Source organism: Candidatus Poriferisodalis sp., assembly GCF_965214215.1.
In the GTDB taxonomy this organism is placed as follows: domain Bacteria; phylum Actinomycetota; class Acidimicrobiia; order Acidimicrobiales; family Poriferisodalaceae; genus Poriferisodalis.
On sequence record NZ_CBDCBD010000002.1, the window covers coordinates 326,707 to 344,217 of the forward strand.

12 protein-coding genes are annotated in these 17,511 nt (G+C 66.7%); 11 read left to right on the forward strand and 1 reads right to left on the reverse strand.

Annotated elements, in window-relative coordinates; all coding sequences use genetic code 11:
- The first annotated feature begins 45 nt into the window (after nucleotides 1-45).
- From ACOOF5_RS01750 to ACOOF5_RS01795, 10 genes are all read left to right on the forward strand, one after another.
- Nucleotides 46-2,442 carry an HAD-IB family hydrolase gene (locus tag ACOOF5_RS01750; RefSeq protein WP_420435976.1) on the forward strand — a complete coding sequence of 799 codons (2,397 nt, stop codon included), beginning with the start codon at nucleotides 46-48 and terminating at the stop codon, nucleotides 2,440-2,442.
- Nucleotides 2,439-4,028, forward strand: a complete 1,590-nt coding sequence (locus tag ACOOF5_RS01755) for a lactate racemase domain-containing protein (RefSeq protein WP_420436315.1) — start codon at nucleotides 2,439-2,441, stop codon at nucleotides 4,026-4,028. Before ACOOF5_RS01750 ends, ACOOF5_RS01755 begins: the two co-directional genes overlap by 4 nt.
- Entirely contained in the window at nucleotides 4,018-4,998 is a 981-nt protein-coding gene (locus ACOOF5_RS01760) for a lysophospholipid acyltransferase family protein (protein WP_420435978.1), read from the forward strand. Before ACOOF5_RS01755 ends, ACOOF5_RS01760 begins: the two co-directional genes overlap by 11 nt.
- A 163-nt stretch (nucleotides 4,999-5,161) precedes the next feature.
- Nucleotides 5,162-7,105 (forward strand): ABC transporter ATP-binding protein, encoded by a 1,944-nt coding sequence (locus ACOOF5_RS01765; protein ID WP_420436317.1) that lies wholly within the window; start codon nucleotides 5,162-5,164, stop codon nucleotides 7,103-7,105.
- Nucleotides 7,095-7,982, forward strand: coding sequence for a M15 family metallopeptidase (locus ACOOF5_RS01770; protein ID WP_420435980.1), 888 nt, complete (start codon nucleotides 7,095-7,097; stop codon nucleotides 7,980-7,982). Before ACOOF5_RS01765 ends, ACOOF5_RS01770 begins: the two co-directional genes overlap by 11 nt.
- A gap of 104 nt (nucleotides 7,983-8,086) precedes the next feature.
- Nucleotides 8,087-9,172: a class I SAM-dependent methyltransferase gene (locus ACOOF5_RS01775; RefSeq protein ID WP_420435982.1), complete on the forward strand. Its 1,086-nt coding sequence runs from the start codon at nucleotides 8,087-8,089 to the stop codon at nucleotides 9,170-9,172.
- 29 nt (nucleotides 9,173-9,201) lie between these two features.
- Complete coding sequence (locus ACOOF5_RS01780; protein ID WP_420435984.1) at nucleotides 9,202-11,481, forward strand: aconitate hydratase; 2,280 nt, start codon at nucleotides 9,202-9,204, stop codon at nucleotides 11,479-11,481.
- Nucleotides 11,482-11,770: 289 nt separating this feature from the next.
- Nucleotides 11,771-12,688 carry a LysR family transcriptional regulator gene (locus ACOOF5_RS01785; protein ID WP_420435986.1) on the forward strand — a complete coding sequence of 306 codons (918 nt, stop codon included), beginning with the start codon at nucleotides 11,771-11,773 and terminating at the stop codon, nucleotides 12,686-12,688.
- 147 nt (nucleotides 12,689-12,835) lie between these two features.
- Nucleotides 12,836-14,173: an acyl-CoA carboxylase subunit beta gene (locus tag ACOOF5_RS01790; protein ID WP_420435988.1), complete on the forward strand. Its 1,338-nt coding sequence runs from the start codon at nucleotides 12,836-12,838 to the stop codon at nucleotides 14,171-14,173.
- 179 nt (nucleotides 14,174-14,352) lie between these two features.
- Complete coding sequence (locus tag ACOOF5_RS01795) at nucleotides 14,353-15,624, forward strand: citrate synthase (RefSeq protein WP_420435990.1); 1,272 nt, start codon at nucleotides 14,353-14,355, stop codon at nucleotides 15,622-15,624.
- Between the two features lie 49 nt (nucleotides 15,625-15,673).
- On the opposite strand, the gene ACOOF5_RS01800 is transcribed toward ACOOF5_RS01795, so the two are convergent.
- Nucleotides 15,674-16,657: an NAD(P)H-quinone oxidoreductase gene (locus ACOOF5_RS01800; RefSeq protein ID WP_420435992.1), complete on the reverse strand. Its 984-nt coding sequence runs from the start codon at nucleotides 16,655-16,657 to the stop codon at nucleotides 15,674-15,676.
- Between the two features lie 41 nt (nucleotides 16,658-16,698).
- Between ACOOF5_RS01800 and ACOOF5_RS01805 the strand changes: the two genes are divergently transcribed.
- Nucleotides 16,699-17,490, forward strand: a complete 792-nt coding sequence (locus ACOOF5_RS01805; RefSeq protein ID WP_420435994.1) for a tyrosine-protein phosphatase — start codon at nucleotides 16,699-16,701, stop codon at nucleotides 17,488-17,490.
- Nucleotides 17,491-17,511 lie beyond the last annotated feature (21 nt).

The window sequence follows — 17,511 nt, forward strand, 5'->3', positions numbered from 1 at the left end:
CGGTCGTGCGCGTATCTGGCACTCATTGGGGCTAGACAACACGTCGTGATCGCCGACGCTCTGGCTGCCAAGCGCATTGCCATCACCGGTGCAACCGGTTTTCTGGGCACGGCGCTCGTCGAGCGACTGCTGCGCTCGGTGCCCGACTGCGACTTGGTGCTGCTGGTGCGCCCGGGTCGTCGCAGGGATGTGCACCGGCGCGTGCAACGCGAGATCCTGAGCAACGACGCGTTCGATCGGCTCCGCGCCGCGTGGGGCAGCGACTTCGACGACATCTGCAGCCGCCGCATCACCGTCGTGTCCGGCGACGTGAGCGTCGACGGGCTGGGCCTGTCGCCTGAAGACCTCGAGCTGTTCTGCAGCTGCGATGTGATCATCCACTCCGCCGCAACCGTCAGCTTCGACAGCCCGCTCGACGCATCGATCGAGATCAACCTGCTGGGCCCGAACCGATTGCTCGAAGCCTGCGGGCGCCAAGGCACCGCACCGCACGTGATTGCCGTGTCGACGTGCTATGTCGCCGGGAACCGGCGTGGCTCGGCGTCGGAAGTCTTCTTGGCAGACACACCATTCTCAATGGACGTGGACTGGCGGGCGGAAGTGTCGGCAGCCCGGCGCACTCGAGCCGACCTCGACGCCACCAGTCGCACGCCCGATCGCCTCCGCCGCTTCCATCGTGACGCCCGCGAGGAACTCGGCCCGGCCGGCTTGCCCCTGCTCGCCGCCAAGACCGAGCAGTTGCGCCGGGAATGGGTGGACGCCGAGATGGTCACCGCGGGCCGCAGCCGCGCAACCTCGCTGGGATGGCCAGACGTCTACACCTACTCGAAAGCGCTCGGCGAGCAGGCACTGGTGGAGCTGCAGGGCGATGTGCCCATCTCCATCGTGCGGCCGTCCATCATCGAATCTGCTTTCTCCGAGCCGTACCCGGGTTGGATCCGCGGCTTCCGGATGGCCGAACCGCTGTTCGTGTCGTTTGCGAAGGGTGAGCTCGACACCTTCCCCGGCTATCCCGAAGGCATCATCGACGTCATCCCCGTCGACATGGTGGCTGCGGCGATCATCGCCGTCGCGGCACGAGGGCCGGCGCCCGAGCCCGAGATCTTCCAAGTGGCATCAGGCGCTGTGAACCCGCTGCGCTTCAAGGTGCTGACCACCACGACCATGCAGTGGTTCCAGGATCACCCCGTCTATGACGCCAAGGGTCATCCCACCGCCAGCACCCAGTGGCGTTTCGCCGGCGCGAGCGGTCTGGAAGAACAGCTCGATCGGGCCATGTCGTTGTTCAACACCGCCGAGAAAGTCGTGCATCGCCTGCCCATGCGCGGCCGCAACGACTTCACCGTCCGGCTCGCGCAGCGGCGCTCCAGTCTGGAGCAGATCCGCGACTACGTGCTGCTGTACGGCGCCTATGGCAAGTGCGAAGCGCTGTATGAGATCGACCGCACCACCGAGCTGTGGGAATCGCTTCTCCCTGCCGACCGCGACAGGTTCGGCTTCGACCCCCGCGTCATCGACTGGCCCACCTACATCGCAGACATCCATCTGCCGAGCGTCATCGCACAGGCCCGAGTCAAGACCACGCCCCAGCCCCGCACAGGGCCGAGCCGCAACCAGCGGCTGCGGACCGCAGCGCTCGACCCCGCCCGCCATTTCGCAGCCTTCGACCTAGAGAACACCCTCATCGCAAGCAACGTGGTGGAGACCTACTCCTGGCTCGCCACCCGCAGGCTCGAAACGCCCCAGCGAATGCGATTCGCTCTGCGCACCCTGGCCGAGACACCAGGGCTGTGGCGGCGCGACCGGCTCGACCGCACCGACTTCTTGCGCCACTTCTACCGACGCTACAAGGGGGCGCCGGTAGGCCAGCTCGATGCCGACGCAGCCGAGATGCTCAGCTACCTGATCCTGACCAAGGCGTTTCCCGCAGGGCTGCGGCGGGTGCGCGAACACCGGGCTGCAGGCCACCGCACTGTTCTCATCACCGGCGCGCTAGAGCTGGCAGTCCAGCCTCTGGCACCGCTGTTCGACCACATCATCGCGGCGCGCATCGACAGCCGCGACGGGCGCTATACCGGCGAGATGATCGATGTCCCGCCCACGGGTGAGGTGCGTGCCCAGATGATGGTGGAGTGGGCATCGGGCGAAGGGCTCGACCTGGCCCAGGGCGTGGCGTATGCCGATGCGGCCTCGGACATGCCGATGCTGGAGGCCGTGGGCTATCCCGTGGCGGTCAATCCCGAGACACGGCTCGTGACCATTGCCGACAAGCGGGGATGGCTGTGCGAGAACTGGGAACGCTCTCCAGGCGGCCCACGTCCGCTGCTGCCCATTGCGCCGCCGTGGCGCGTGCGCGCCAATTCTGATCGGCTGGACCGGACTCACCGGTCTCGCCGAAGGGCTGCCGTCGGCGGCGGCGAGCGGGAGGAGTCCCGGTGGTGACTGCCCGCAAGGGTCTCGTCCTTGACGTGGACCGCACGACCCCGCCGATCCTGTTCCACCACGGCGAAGGACTCCGATTGGAGAAGCTGCCGACGGGCAGCAGGGTCGTGTATCCCAACGAACCCCTCGAACCCCTCCGCGACCCCGAGCGCGCCATCGCCGACGCTCTGGCGAATCCGCTGGGCGATCGCGAACCGCTGGCCGCCTACATGCAGCCGGGCATGAAGCTGACCATCGCCTTCGACGACATCTCGCTGCCGCTTCCCCCCATGGCCGCCCCCGACATCCGCGGCCGGATCATCGAGCAGGTTCTGGACCTGGCGGCCTCAGCCGGCGTCGACGACGTCGAGCTCATTGCCGCGCTCGCATTGCATCGCCGCATGACCGAGGCCGAGCTGCGCCACGCCGTCGGCGACCGCGTGTACGACGCGTTCGCCCCCCACGGCCAGCTCTACAACTTCGACGCCGAGGACCCCGACGCGCTCACCCACCTGGGAACCACCGAAGCCGGCGAGGAGGTGGTGATCTCCAAGCGGGCCGTCGAATCGGACCTGCTGGTGTATGTGAACATCAACTTGGTGTCGATGGACGGCGGCCACAAGAGCGTCGCCACCGGGCTGTCGCCCTACACAGCGCTTCGCCACCACCACAACGTGCACACGATGCGCCACTCGACCTCGTTCATGGACCCTGAGCACTCCGAGTTGCACACCCGCAACTGGCGCCAAGGACGCCTGCTGGCAGAGGCCGGCGTGAAGGTGTTCCAGATCGAGACGACGCTCAACAACGACACCTTTCCCTCCCAGTACGGATTTCTGCAGCGCCGCGAGTGGGAGATGACCGCGCGGGATCGCATGATGCTGATGGGCACAAAGACTGCACTGGACCTGATGTCTCGCAGGCAGGCCCGACGCATCTTCCACGGCATCCGGGCGCCCTACGGGCTGACCTCGGTGCAAGCCGGCGAGGTCGAGGCTGTGCACCGACAGACGCTCGAGAACGTGTACCGCCAGCACCTAGTGCGGGTGGAGGGCCAGACCGACGTTCTCACCATGGGGCTGCCCTACCTGTGCCCCTACAACGTCAACTCGATCATGAACCCGATCCTGGTGGCCTGTCTGGGGCTCGGGTATTTCTTCAACCTGTACCGGGGCCGCCCGTTGGTACGCCAAGGGGGTGTGGTGATCATGACGCACCCCACGCCGTGGGAGTTCCACCCGGTGCACCATCCCAGCTACATCGATTTCTTCGAAGAGGTGCTCGCCGACACCACCGATCCCGAAGTCATCGAGCATCGCTACGAGAAGCGCTACGCCGAAGACGAGTGGTACCGGCACCTGTACCGGACGTCATACGCCTACCACGGCGTTCATCCGTTCTACATGTGGTACTGGTGCGCGCACGCGCTGGAGCACCTCGGCGGGGTCATCATCGTCGGCGGCGACAAGGCCGCTGTGGGGCGCCTGGGCTTCCGCTCAGCTTCGACGCTGAACGATGCGCTCGAGATGGCCACTGACGTCGTCGGGCGCGACCCCTCGATCACCCATGTTCACAATCCGCCCATGCTGATGGCCGATGTCGTCTGAGAAGCCGGGTATCACGCACCTCGGGGCCAAGCGCTCGGGGCGCAAGAAGGCCTCGGTGACGCGCATCATGCGCACCACGGAATTTCCGCTGCGGGCCGCGCCGACGCCCCGCGGGCAGACCCCCCTGCCCACGAACGTGGGGGCCAATTACGACACCGACTGGGCTCGGCGTTTTCCTGCGCGGGTCGCCCGCCGTGCCGCGCGCGACACGGTGGTTCAAACGATGGTGCGGTACTACGCCCAGCCGACCATCAAGGGAGTCGACCGGCTCAGCGAGCTGGAGGGGCCAGCCGTGTTCGCCGCCAACCACCAGAGCCACGCTGACACCGCGGTCATCGCCACCTCGATGCCCGAGCCGTGGCGCAATCGGCTCATCGTCGGCGCCGCCTCCGACTATTTCTTCGGGAACCGCGTCACGTCGGCGATCTCTGCACTCTTCGTCGGCGCCATCCCCATCGAGCGAACCGCACTGAACCGACGCACAATCGACAAGGCCGTCGCCTTGCTGCGCAGCGGCTGGAGCCTGGTGATCTATCCCGAGGGAGGCCGCTCGCGCGACGGCTGGGGGCAGCAGTTCCGTCCCGGCGCGGCGTTCCTGGCCAAGCAGGCCGGTGTACCCGTGGTGCCCGTGCACATCCGGGGCACGTTCGACATCCTGCGCAAGGGCCGCGCGTGGCCAAGGCGTTCCCGGTCGGTGATCAATTTCGGCCGCCCGCTGAGCTTCGACGAGGGCGAGAACAACCGCCGCTTCACCAAACGGCTGCAGGCCGCAGTCGAGGGACTCGCCGACGAGACCGCCACCGGAAACTGGTTCGCGGCCCGCCGACGCCTGCACAGTGCCGACAGCCCCGGCCTCGAGGGCCCCACGGCATCGGCGTGGCGCCGCCGCTGGGCGCTCACCGAGCCAGCGCCGCCCGATGGGGCGTCTGCCGAATCGACAACCTCGAAGCGCCGCTGGCCCTACGTCTGAGCACTCACGTCAACAGGCACAGATGTCTGAGCTCGGGAGCCGGCAGGGGACTCTGCGACGTTGCGACCTGCTGGATCGCTGGTCGCTGAGGGTGCTGCCGCCTTCGTAGCGGGCGCATGTATCCACGCGGCTCGCGGCTCGTATCGTGCGCTGCGTGGTGACCATGGCTTCTGCGCACGGCGCGATGGGGCACGACCCGGCTGGCATCAAGGGTCGTCACATCGAGCGCGGCACGGTTCGCCGCGCGGCGTCGTTGGCACGCCCGTACCAGGGGATGCTCACGGGATTCCTCGTGGTGCAGTTGCTGGGCGCGCTTGCATTCTTGGTGCCGCCGATCCTGTTCGGGCGAATCATCGACGACGCCATCCCGGCGGGAGACCGGTGGCAGCTCAACGTGTTGGCCGGGATCATCGTGGCAGCCGCGTTCTGCGAGGCCGGCCTGTCGTTCATCGAGCGCTGGTGGTCGGCGCGCATCGGCGAGGGTCTCATATTCGACCTGCGCGTGAGCCTGTACGACCACGTCCAGCGCATGCCCGTCGCGTTCTTCACCCATGTGCAGACGGGCTCGCTCATCAGCCGCATGAACAACGACGTCATTGGCGCGCAGCGGGCCTTCACGGGCACGCTCAGCTCGGTCGTGTCCAACACGATCATCCTGACCACCACGCTCATCGCGATGCTGGCGCTGGAGTGGCGGCTCACGCTGCTGGCGCTGGCGCTGCTCCCCGTGTTCATCGCTCCGACGAAGCGCGTCGGCCGCAAGCTGCAGGCGCTGACCCGCCAGAGCATGGAGCACAACGCCGAGATGAACACGGTGATGACCGAGCGCCTGAACGTGGCCGGTGCGCTGCTGGTCAAGCTGTTCGGACGCCATGACGTCGAACGGGCTGGTTTCAGCCGCACTGCACGCACCGTACGCGATATCGGGGTGCGCAGCGCGCTCTACGGGCGGGCGTTCTTCATCGGCCTCAGCCTGGTGGGCGCCGTGGGAGCAGCACTGCTCTACTGGGTGGGCGCGCATCTGGTGATCTCGAGATCGCTGACCATCGGCACGCTCGTCGCGCTGGGCCTGATGGTGGTTCGCATCTACACGCCGCTGACCAGCCTGACGAACGCCCGGGTCGACGTGATGACGGCATTGGTCTCCTTCGAGCGAGTCTTTGCCGTGCTGGACCTGCCGAATCCGATTGCGGACCGTCCCGACGCCGTCGAGCTCGACACTCTCGTCGGGAAGATCGAGCTGCGGAACGTGACGTTCGCCTACCCGCCGGCCGACGGCAATGTGCTTGCTGAGCTCGGCGGCGTGCCAGCGACGCCCCCGCAGCACGACGGCGTGCCAGCGACGCCCGAGGGGGCCGAGGGCGTCGAGGGCGCGCGAGGGGCGCCGTCGAGCGAGGCGCTGACGGGACCAGCCCTCGAAGCGGTGTCGGCCGTCATCGAGCCGGGCCAGACCGTTGCGCTCGTCGGGCCGTCGGGCGCGGGCAAGACAACGCTCGCTGCGCTCGTTGCAAGGCTGTACGACGTCGACAGCGGCTCAGTGCTCATCGACGGGCACGACGTGCGCGACGTCACCTCGGAGTCGCTGCGTTCCCACATCGGCGTCGTCTCCCAGGATCCGCACCTGTTCCACGACAGCATTGCCAAGAACCTGCGCTATGCCCGACCTGAGGCCACCGATCAAGAACTCGACGAGGCGTGCCGGGCCGCCCACATCGACGAGCTCATCGCCAGCCTGCCCGACAGCTGGGACACCGTCGTGGGCGAGCGCGGCTACCGGCTCTCAGGTGGCGAGAAGCAGCGGCTGGCCATCGCCCGAGTGCTGCTGAAGCGCCCTGCCATCGTGGTGCTCGACGAGGCCACCAGTCACCTCGACAGCGAGAACGAGTCGTTGGTGCAAAGCGCACTCGCGACTGCGCTTGCCGGACGGACCGCGGTGGTGATTGCGCACCGCCTCTCGACCATTACCGACGCCGATCAGATCTTGGTGCTCGACCGGGGACGCCTCGTCGAAACGGGCCGTCACGGCGACCTCCTCGCCGCGGAGGGCCTCTATGCCGATCTGTACCGCACCCTCGTGCGTACCGATGAGCGCAGCGGTGTTGCCTGAGGTTCGTTCCCGTCGCTGGCGACGGTGCTGCTGGGCTGTCGCAGCATTGACGTTCGGGCTGACTGCCTTGGTGGGACCGCGCGCGCTCGGTGCCGCGGTCATCGAACCCCAGGTTCGGATCGATGAGCCGATCATCGGGCCATGGACGCCCGCGACAACCCGGGACGAGCCCGCATCGCGCTGGCGAGAGCCCGCTCCTGCAGACATCGACTCGCTGCACTTCCCGCACTTCACGGGACCGGAGTTCAACCGGCTGTTCAGCACCGCAGCGCTGCCGAACCTGTCGTCGATCTCGAATGCGCCGACGATCATCGACTCAGCCGGGTTGGACGATCGGATTCGCGCCGAGGCCGTCAAACGCGGTTACCGGCGCCGACCGCTGCCGGCCGACAACGCGCAACTGCGTCTCATCGACGAAGGCCTCGCCTTGCAGCGCCCTGCCGCCTCGGCATGGCTGGCCCTGCGAGCAGACGCCGCTGAGCACGGTTTCGCCCTGGTGCTGAGGTCCGCGTACCGGGGGCACCAGCACCAGCGACGATTGTTCTTGCGTCCGCTCCAGGCGCCCTATGAGTTCGGTGACCTTGCAGAACGCCTGAAGCTGTCAGCGCCGCCGGGCTACTCCAAGCACCACACGGGATACGCAATCGACATCGGTCAGGCCGGGTATAGCGACTTCGGGCAGACGCCCGCCTATGAGTGGCTGTCGGCCGACAACTTCGCCAACGCCAAGAAGCACGGCTGGATCCCCAGCTACCCGCCCGACGGCGGTCGGCAAGGCCCGGTGCCGGAGCCGTGGGAGTTCACCTACGTCGGCGTCGAGGCGATCTTGTGCTTCCACCAGCCGCCTGACAGCGACGACCCGCTCTGCAACGGCTGACAGCCGGGGTGGAATCGCGAGTCCAGGAGTGATTCAGGGCGTGACGTCTCGACAACGTGCGCACCCTCAGGAGCGACGAGACGCTGGCAGGTAGCGTCTTGGGGATGGCTGAGACTGCAACCGAGCGGCGCGAGATCGATCCCGAACTCCTGAAGAAGCTCGCATTCCAAGTGTGGACGTACAAGAAGGGCGAGATGGTGTCGGCGATGCTGCACATCGGCGACCAGCTCGGACTGTTCGCAGCCCTCTCCCAAACCCAGCCTGCGACAAGCCATGACCTCGCACAGGCCACCGGCCTGGCCGAGCGGCTCGTGCGAGAGTGGCTGTACGGCGTTGCCGCTGCTCGCCTCGTCGATCATGACGACGGTGCATTCTCGTTGTCACCCGAAGCCGAGGCGCTGCTCGTCGATGAAGAGGGCTCCCTGCACTTCGCCATGGGCGCCTTTCGCGGCGGGCTCGGCGACGACGTCTTGGAGCTGATCCTCGACTCGTTCCGCACCGGCATCGGCATGACCTACGAGCAGCAGGGCCCTCGGGCGGCCGCCGGCTTGGCTCGCACCACCGGGCCGTTCAGCCGTCAGAACCTCACCTCGGTCATCCTGGGCGGCCTCGACGGCGTGGCAGCCAAGCTGGAACGCGGCGCCAAAGTGCTCGACGTGGGCTGCGGAGCGGGCGTGTCAGCGTGTTTGATCGCACAGAAGTGGCCAAATTCCGAGGTCGTCGGCTTCGACCCGTCGGCCATCGCCATTCAACAGGCAGAGGAACGTGCCACCGACGAAGGCTTGGAAAACACGACCTTCGTCGAAGCTGGTGCTGCGGATGTTCCCGCCACCGGCGACTTCGACCTCGCACTCACGTTCGACTGCCTGCACGACATGCCCCGGCCCGATGTCGCGCTCGAGGCAATCCGGGGGGCGCTGGCACCCGACGGCACGCTGCTCATCAAAGACATCCGCTCAAAGGGCGACTTCGACCAGGACCAGCGCAACCCGATGCTGGCCATGTTCTATGGCTTCTCGATCACGAGCTGCCTGCAGTCGGCGCTGAGCGAACCCGACGGCATGGGGCTTGGCACCCTCGGTCTCTATCCAGACAAGGCCCGCGAGATGACCGCAGCCGCAGGATTCACGCGCTTCACCGAGCACGACTTCAGCGACGCCGCAAACCTGTACTACGAAGTCCGTCCCTGAGATTCGCCAGACCGCAGAGGGGGTCGTCCATGGCAGTTCACGCGAGTACGCCGATCGAGCTGATCGAAGGGGTGTATGCCAGCCTTTCCGACGCGGTGGCGTTCGGGCGCGAACGACTGGGTCGGGCGCTCACGCTGTCGGAGAAGATCCTGGTCGCACACCTGTCGAGTCGCGACCAGGAACTCGAACGCGGCGTTTCCTACGTCGACCTGGCACCAGACCGTGTCGCCATGCAGGACGCCACGGCCCAGATGGCGTGGCTGCAGTTCATGACCGCGGGGCTCGACGAGGTGGCAGTACCCACCACGACGCACTGCGACCATCTCATCCAGGCTCGCGTCGACGGCAAGCGGGACCTGCTCGCCGCCTCGGAGAACAACGAGGAGGTCTACGACTTTCTCGAGAGCGTGTGCGCCCGCTACGGCGCCGGGTTCTGGAAGCCGGGCAGCGGCATCATTCACCAGGTCGTGCTCGAGCAGTACGCGTTCCCCGGCGGCATGATGATCGGCACCGACAGCCACACACCCAATGCCGGCGGCTTGGGCATGTTGGCGGTGGGCGTGGGTGGCGCCGACGCCGTCGACGTCATGACGGGTTTCCCCTGGAACGTGCGGTGGCCGAAGGTCATCGGCGTTCATCTGACCGGCGAGCTGTCTGGCTGGAGTGCGCCCAAAGACGTGATCTTGAAGGTGGCGGAAATCCTCACCGTCTCCGGCGGCACCGGTGCGATTGTGGAGTATTTCGGCCCGGGCGCCGAATCGCTGAGCGCCACCGGCAAGGGAACCATCTGCAACATGGGCGCTGAGATCGGTGCCACCACATCGCTGTTCGGCTACGACGCCGCGATGGCCCGCTACCTGGGAGCCACCGGTCGGGAGGCGGTAGCGGCTGCGGCCGACGCCGTCGCCGAGCACCTGCGGGCTGACGACGAGGCGATGGCCGATCCCGCCTCCCACTACGACCGGGTCATCGAGATCGACCTGTCTCAGCTGCGCCCCCACATCAATGGTCCCCACACGCCCGACCTCGCCCGCGAGGTGTCGGCTCTGGGTGCGGAGGCGGCGGCCGAGGGCTGGCCGCTAAAGATCAGCGCAGCGCTCATCGGCAGCTGCACGAACTCCAGCTACGAGGACATCACCCGCGCCGCCTCCATCGCCCGCGATGCCGCCGCCAAGGGACTGCGGACGCGGACGCAGCTGCTGGTGACTCCCGGTTCCGAGCAGGTACGTGCCACCATCGAGCGGGACGGTTTGCTCGCCGACTTCGAAGCGCTGGGAGCGGTGGTGCTCGCGAACGCCTGCGGACCCTGTATCGGCCAGTGGGACCGCTCAGGCGACGACAGCTACGTCCCCGGTCAGGCGAACGTGATCGTCACCTCCTACAACCGCAATTTCCCCAAGCGGAACGACGGCGATGCGGCGACGCTGGCGTTCGTCACCTCGCCCGAGACCGTCATGGCGCTCGCGCTGGCCGGAACGCTCGACTTCGACCCGGTCGACGGCGTGCTGCATACCGATTCCGGGGAGCCCGTCACGCTGCCCACCCCAGTCGGCGTCGAGCTGCCGCCGGCCGGTTTCGACCCCGGCGAGAGCGGATTCGTGGCGCCGCCGGTGGATCGGGGCAACATCGAGGTGCGAGTCTCGCCGACCTCGGACCGCCTGCAGGTGCTCGAGCCGTTCGAGCCATGGGACGGCAGCGACTACGAAGACCTCCCGGTGCTGGTGAAGGCCAAGGGCAAGTTCACCACCGATCACATCTCGATGGCCGGCCCTTGGCTCCGCTACCGCGGTCACCTCGAGAACATCTCGGGGAACCTGTACCTGGGTGCGGTGAATGCGTTCGACGGCTACGACGTCGGGCACAGCAAGAACCATTTGACGGGTGAGACGCAGCCGTACCCGGAGATCGCGAAGGCATACCACGAAGCCGGCGTCAACTGGGTGGTGATCGGCGACGAGAACATGGGCGAGGGCTCGAGCCGAGAGCACGCCGCCATGGAGCCCCGCTTCCGGGGCGGTCTCGTCGCGCTGTGCCGCAGTTTCGCCCGCATCCACGAGACCAACCTGAAAAAGCAGGGCATGCTGCCGCTCACGTTCGCGGACCCAGCCGATTACGACCGCATCGGGATCGACGACCGGATCTCGGTGCGAGGCCTCGCAGACCTGGCGCCCGGGCGGCCCCTCAACGTGGAAGTGCGCTCTGCGTCGGGTGAGACGTACTCGTTCGAGGCCAACCACACCTTCAGCGCTGATCAGGTGGAATGGTTCAAGGCCGGCTCGGCGCTCAACATCATCAAGGCGTCGCTCTGAAGCTGGTCACGACGCGAGGAAGCCGGCCCGGGGGGTGGGCCGGCCTCTTCGCTGAGGTCTTTGGGCGTGGGGGACGCTGTAGACCTGCTGCCGGTCGGAGCGGGGGCTTCCGATCCGGCACTCGCCCGCCTGGGTGGGGGGACACCGTGCGGCGGTGCGATATGTGCAGCGGTATGGGGTAACCGCTCAGGAACAAGCTACCTCTGAGTTCACTATCGGGCCAGCAGTTAGCGCAGATAGTTTTCATCTCTTTTGGAGATATACAAGAGCGGAGCGCTAGCGTGACCGCATGGACCTGAAATACCTCGACGCGCTGGCTGCCGTGGCTGCGCACGGTCGCTTCTCCGCAGCGGCGCGCGCGCTGCACACGGTGCAGTCCAACGTGTCCAGTCATATAGCGAAGCTCGAGGATGAGCTGGGCGCCGTGCTCGTGGATCGCGCGGTGGGGTCGCTGACTCCTGAGGGCGAAGTCGTGCTGGCTCGCACCAAGCGCATCAACGGCGAGATCGCGGCCATGCGGGCCGATGTCGCATCGATGACCTCCCATGTGACCGGAAACGTGCATATCGGCATCATCGGCACCCCGGGACGTTGGCTGCTGCCGCCTTTCCTGGACGAACTGCACAGGCAGCATCCCGATGTCGACGCCACGGTCGTCGACTCCACCACGTTGGCGCTGACCCGTCTGCTCGAAGGCGGCGAGCTCGACCTCGCAGTGGTGAACGCCCCGCTCGACCACGAAGAGTTGGTGGCCACGCCCTTGTTCACCGAAGAATTCGTCGTCATCGCCCCCACCGGGCATGCGCTCGCAGCACTGGGCGACCGTGAAGTGAGCTTCGCCGAACTCGAGCAGCACAAGCTGCTGCTCGGGCCTCCCGGCTCGGTCATGCGCATGCTCATCGACTCCGCTGCAGCACGGCATGGCGTGACACTGCGGACGATGGCCCAGCTCGACGGCATCCGGCTCACTGCCACCCTCGCCTTCCAGGGCTACGGCCCGGCGATCGTGCCGATCACCTCGATCCCGGTGTGGACCGATCGGGGCGACTGGAGCGTGCTTCAGGTCGCGGGCCTGCCGCCCCGCCAAGTCGCGCTGGCCATCCGCCGCCGCGGCATGCTCTCTGCCCCCGCAGCGGCGGCCCGCGACGTGCTCCGCACAGTGATGCGGAGCGTGTCCCGCCGCATCCCCGGCATCACCGCCGCATAAGCACAGGTGTGCCCGCGGCGTAGGCGGCGGGACCCTCTGCTCCCGCGATCCAGCAGGTCGCAACGTCGCAGAGTCTCGCGCTGCCTACGCCGCTGTGGCATCTCTGACTCTCCCCTATTGCGCCTATCAAGGCATAGCCTCGCAGCAGTGGACCTGCAGCTGCGCGCCGGGGCAAGCGGCCATGTCACGGCCGGCATCACCACCCTCGGCGGCCGGACGGCCATGCTCATTTCCGCCGACAGTCCCCATCGGCGGGGTGCCCTGTCGCCAGCCGACAGCGAGACCATCGTCGCGGGCCTGCAGACTGCCCTCGCGAAGCGTCTGCCGGTGCTCCTCATGCTGTCCTCCAGCGGGGCCGATGCGCACTACGGCGTCGCGGCGCTGCATGGCTGGGGGGAAGCCGCGCGGGTGCTCGTGCGGTGCTCTGGAGTGGTCCCGATCCTGGCCGGCGTGACGGGACAGGCCATCTCAGGCATCGCACTGCTGATCGGGCTGTCCGACATTGTGGTGATGTCCGACGACGCCTACGCATTCGTGAGCGGCCCGGTCCCGGTGCGCGAGATGACCGGGGTGGCCATCGGACCCGATGAGCTGGGCGGTGCCCCGATTCATGCCAACGCCTCAGGAACGGCGTCGGCGGTCACCTCCGCCGACTGCGTGGCAGAGGTGCTCACCGAGATTCTGAGCTACCTGCCATCGCACTGCGATGAGCTGCCGCCCATCTTCGAGACCGGCGATCCGCGTGATCGCCAGACTCCCGGCGCCGGCGACGTGCTGCCGTCGGTGCCGACCGGCGCTTATGACGTACGCGACATCATCACCGAATTGGTCGACGAAGGCGCCCTCACCGAACTGCGAGCGCAGTGGGCGCCGAACCTCGTCACGGGGTTCGCCTCGCTGGGCGGGTACTGCGTGGGCGTGGTCGCGAATCAGCCCATGAGCATCGCAGGCACGCTCGACATCGCCGCCAGCCAGAAGGGCGCCCGCTTCGTCAACTTCTGCGATGCCTTCGGCCTGCCGCTCATCACGTTGGTGGACACGCCCGGCTTCTATCCCGGCAAAGACCTCGAATGGCGCGGGATGATCCGCCACGGCGCGCAGCTCGCGTTCGCCTATGCACGCGCCACCGTGCCGCGTGTCGCCGTCGTGCTGCGCAAGTCCTACGGCGGTGCCTACATCGTCATGGACTCCAAGACCATGGGCAACGACGTGTACCTGGCATGGCCCAGCGCCGAGCTGGCCGTCATGGGTGCATCGCAGGCAGCCCAGATCCTGCGCCGCGGCGCCGATGAGAGCGAGCTCGCCGACTATGTCTCCACCTACGAGGACACGTACTTGAATCCCTACGTCGCGGCTGAGCGGGGCTACGTGGACAGCGTCATCGATCCCACCGACACGCGCCGCGAACTCATCGACACGCTCGACATGCTCGCCACCAAGCGCGAACGGCTGCGACACCGTCGCCACGACAACGCTCCCCTGTAATCGCCAAATTCCGATAGCTGCGGAGGCGGCAGGAGGCTCTGCGACGTTGCGGCCTGCTGGATCGCTGGAGCAGAGGGTTCTGCCGCCTGCACAGCGGGCGCATTTGTCCCCACTGGGTTGCCGGACTCGCGCGACAGCGTTCGATTGGGTACATTCTGCGGCGCGAACGAGGGGGACTGATGGCGCAGGACAGCTTCACGATCACCGACAACCGCACCGGGGAGTCGGTGACCGTTCCCGTGGTCGACGGCACAATCTCCGCGGCCGCATTGCGCGAGCTGGACCGAGGCATGTGGTTCTACGACCCGGCCTACCTCTCCACCGCGAACTGCGACTCGAAGATCACTGAGATTGACGGCGACAGGGGGATCCTGCGGTACCGCGGCTATCCCATCGAGCAGCTCGCGGAGCAGTCCAGTTTCCTCGAAGTCGCCTACTTGCTGATCCACGGCGAGCTGCCCACCGAGGCCGAGGCCGCCGAGTGGGTCCACCACATCACCTTCCACACCTACGTGCATGAGGACGTCACGCGATTCATCAAGGGCTTCCGCTATGACGCCCACCCGATGGGCACGCTGGTGTCCACGATTGCTGCGCTGTCCACCTTCTACCCCGAGGCGAAGGACATCGACGATCCGTACACGCGCCTGGTGCAGATCATCCGTCTGATGGCCAAGATGCCGACGATGGCGGCGTTCACCTACCGCAACCGGATGGGGCTGCCATACGAATACCCGGTCAACCACCTCAGCTACACCGCGAACTTCCTGCGGATGATGTGGAGCGTGGCCGATCCCGACTACGAACCCGACCCAGTCCTCACGCGAGCGCTGGACGTGCTTCTCATCCTGCACGCCGACCACGAGCAGAACTGCTCCACCACCACGATGCGCACCGTCGGCTCGAGCCGGGCCGATCCGTACTCGGCGGTGGCGGCGGCGACCTGCGGGCTGTATGGGCCGCTGCACGGAGGTGCGAACGAGCAGGTGATCCGGATGCTGCACGAGATCGGCAGCTTCGACAACGTGGCTGAGTACGTCGAGCGCGCCAAGTCGGGTGACGTGCTGCTGCAGGGCTTCGGCCACCGGGTCTACAAGAACTACGACCCTCGGGCGAAAATCATCAAGGAGACCGCCGACGCGGTGTTCAAGGTGACTGGGCTGAACCCGCTGCTCGACATCGCCATGAAGCTCGAAGAGGTCGCACTCAGCGATTCGTACTTCAAGGACCGCCGGCTGTACCCGAACGTGGATTTCTATTCGGGGCTCATCTACGAGGCGATGGGCTTCCCGCTGGACATGTTCACGGTATTGTTCGCCATCGGGCGGACGCCGGGATGGCTGGCGCACTGGGTGGAGATGCTCGACGATCCCGAGCAGAAGATCTACCGGCCCCGCCAGAAGTTCACTGGTCCGGGCGAACGCGACTACGTGCCGATCGAGAACCGCTAGCTGTTCAGTCGCCGCTCAGCGCGGCGGGTGCCGCGCCGGCAGATCGGCGCTAGCTGACGTCGAGCAGGATCTTTCCGACGTTTGCGTTAGTGGCCATGTATTCGTGCGCCGCGGCGATGTCATCAAGGGCGAATCGCGAGTCGATGACCGGCCGCAATGAGCCGTCGTCGAAGCGCGGCAGCAGCTCGGCGCAGAACCGCTGATTGGCGTCGATCTTCTGCTCGATGGGTCGCGAGCGAAGAACAGTGCCGATGAGCGCCGCTCGTTTCGGCAGGAGGGCGCCGAGGGGGAACGTGGCCGTGGGCGCTCCCATGACGCCGACCTGGATGATGCGTCCCTGCACACGGACAGACGCGATGTTGCGGGCCAGGTAGTCGCCGCCGATCACATCGAGCACTACGTCGACGCCCTGACGCATGGTCCATTCCCTGATCGCTTCGGCAAAATCAGTCTGGGTGTAGTCGACGACGAGATCGGCACCGAGATCGGTGCACGCAGCCACCTTGGAGGTCGAGCAGGTGACTGCGATGCGGGCGCCGAGCGCCTTGGCGATCTGGATCGCTGCGGTGCCCACACCTGAGGCTCCGGCGTGGCAGAGCGCTGTGCCGCCCGATGTCAGCCCGCCCTGGGTGACGAGCGCATCGTGAGCGGTCATGAAGACTTCCGGAATGGCTGCTGCGTCTCGCAAGCCCACGCCCGATGGGATGCGTTGGAGCATGCGTTCATGGGTGACGACACGCTCGGCCTTGGCGCCGCTGGACACGATTCCCATGACCTCGTCGCCCACAGACCAGCCGATGACTCGTTCGCCCAATGCCGCGATCGTGCCGGCGAACTCCATGCCCGGGATCTCGAATTCCGGCTTCGGACCGGGCGCTGGGTATGAGCCCATCCGCTGGAGCAGGTCGGCCCGATTCATGGCCGAGCAGGCCACTTCTACGAGCACCTCCTCCGGTCCCGGCACCGGGTCGGGAACGTCCCGCACCTCGAGCACCTCGACGCCGCCGTATTCAGGGATCACCACTGCACGCATGGGCGGCGACCGTAGCCCCCCGATGGTTAGCCTGCGAGCCCGTGCGTCGAGATGCCGTGGTCACCCTCGAAGGCGCTCGTAATTGCCGAGACCTCGGCGGCTACCCCTCAGCGGGAGGACGTCACGTTCGGACGGGGGCGCTGTTCCGCTCGGGCCGTTTGAGTGCGTTGACGCCCGACGATCTCGACGAACTCGAAAGCCGCGGCATTCGCACCGTGGTGGACTTCCGGGCCGGGCCCGAAATCGAACGGGACCGCTCGCGGCTGTGGCCCGGGGTGACCTCGCACATCTCGCTGCCGGTGGGCGACACGGTCGACGGCGACATCAGCATGGTGGACCAGATATTCGAGGGTCGACTGCGCTCGGTGAGCGAAGACGACATGGCCGAGCTCTACCTGAAGATGATCGGCACCTACGGCGAGCGGTTCGCTGAGTTCGTGGCCATCGCTGCCGACTTCGACCATCTGCCGATGCTGTTCCACTGCACCGCCGGCAAGGACCGCAGCGGCATCGCGTCAGCGCTGCTGCTCGAAGCACTCGGCGTCGACCGCGAGACCGTGCTGGATGACTACTGCCTGTCCAACGAACTCCGGTCGCATCAACGCATCAAAGAGCTGACGCCGGAATTCGCAAAGATCGGCATTGCCATCGATGATGTGCGGGCCATCCTCAGTGCGCCGCGCGGCGTGATGTCGGCGGTGCTGACAGAACTCGACAATCGCTTCGGCCATCTGTCGAATGGCAGCAGGGCAACCGGTGTCGAGGGATACCTCCTCGGCCAGGGTCTCGACCCCGCAGCGCTCGAAATGCTGCGGGCGAACCTGCTGATCTAAGAGGCTGAGCCGATAGACGAA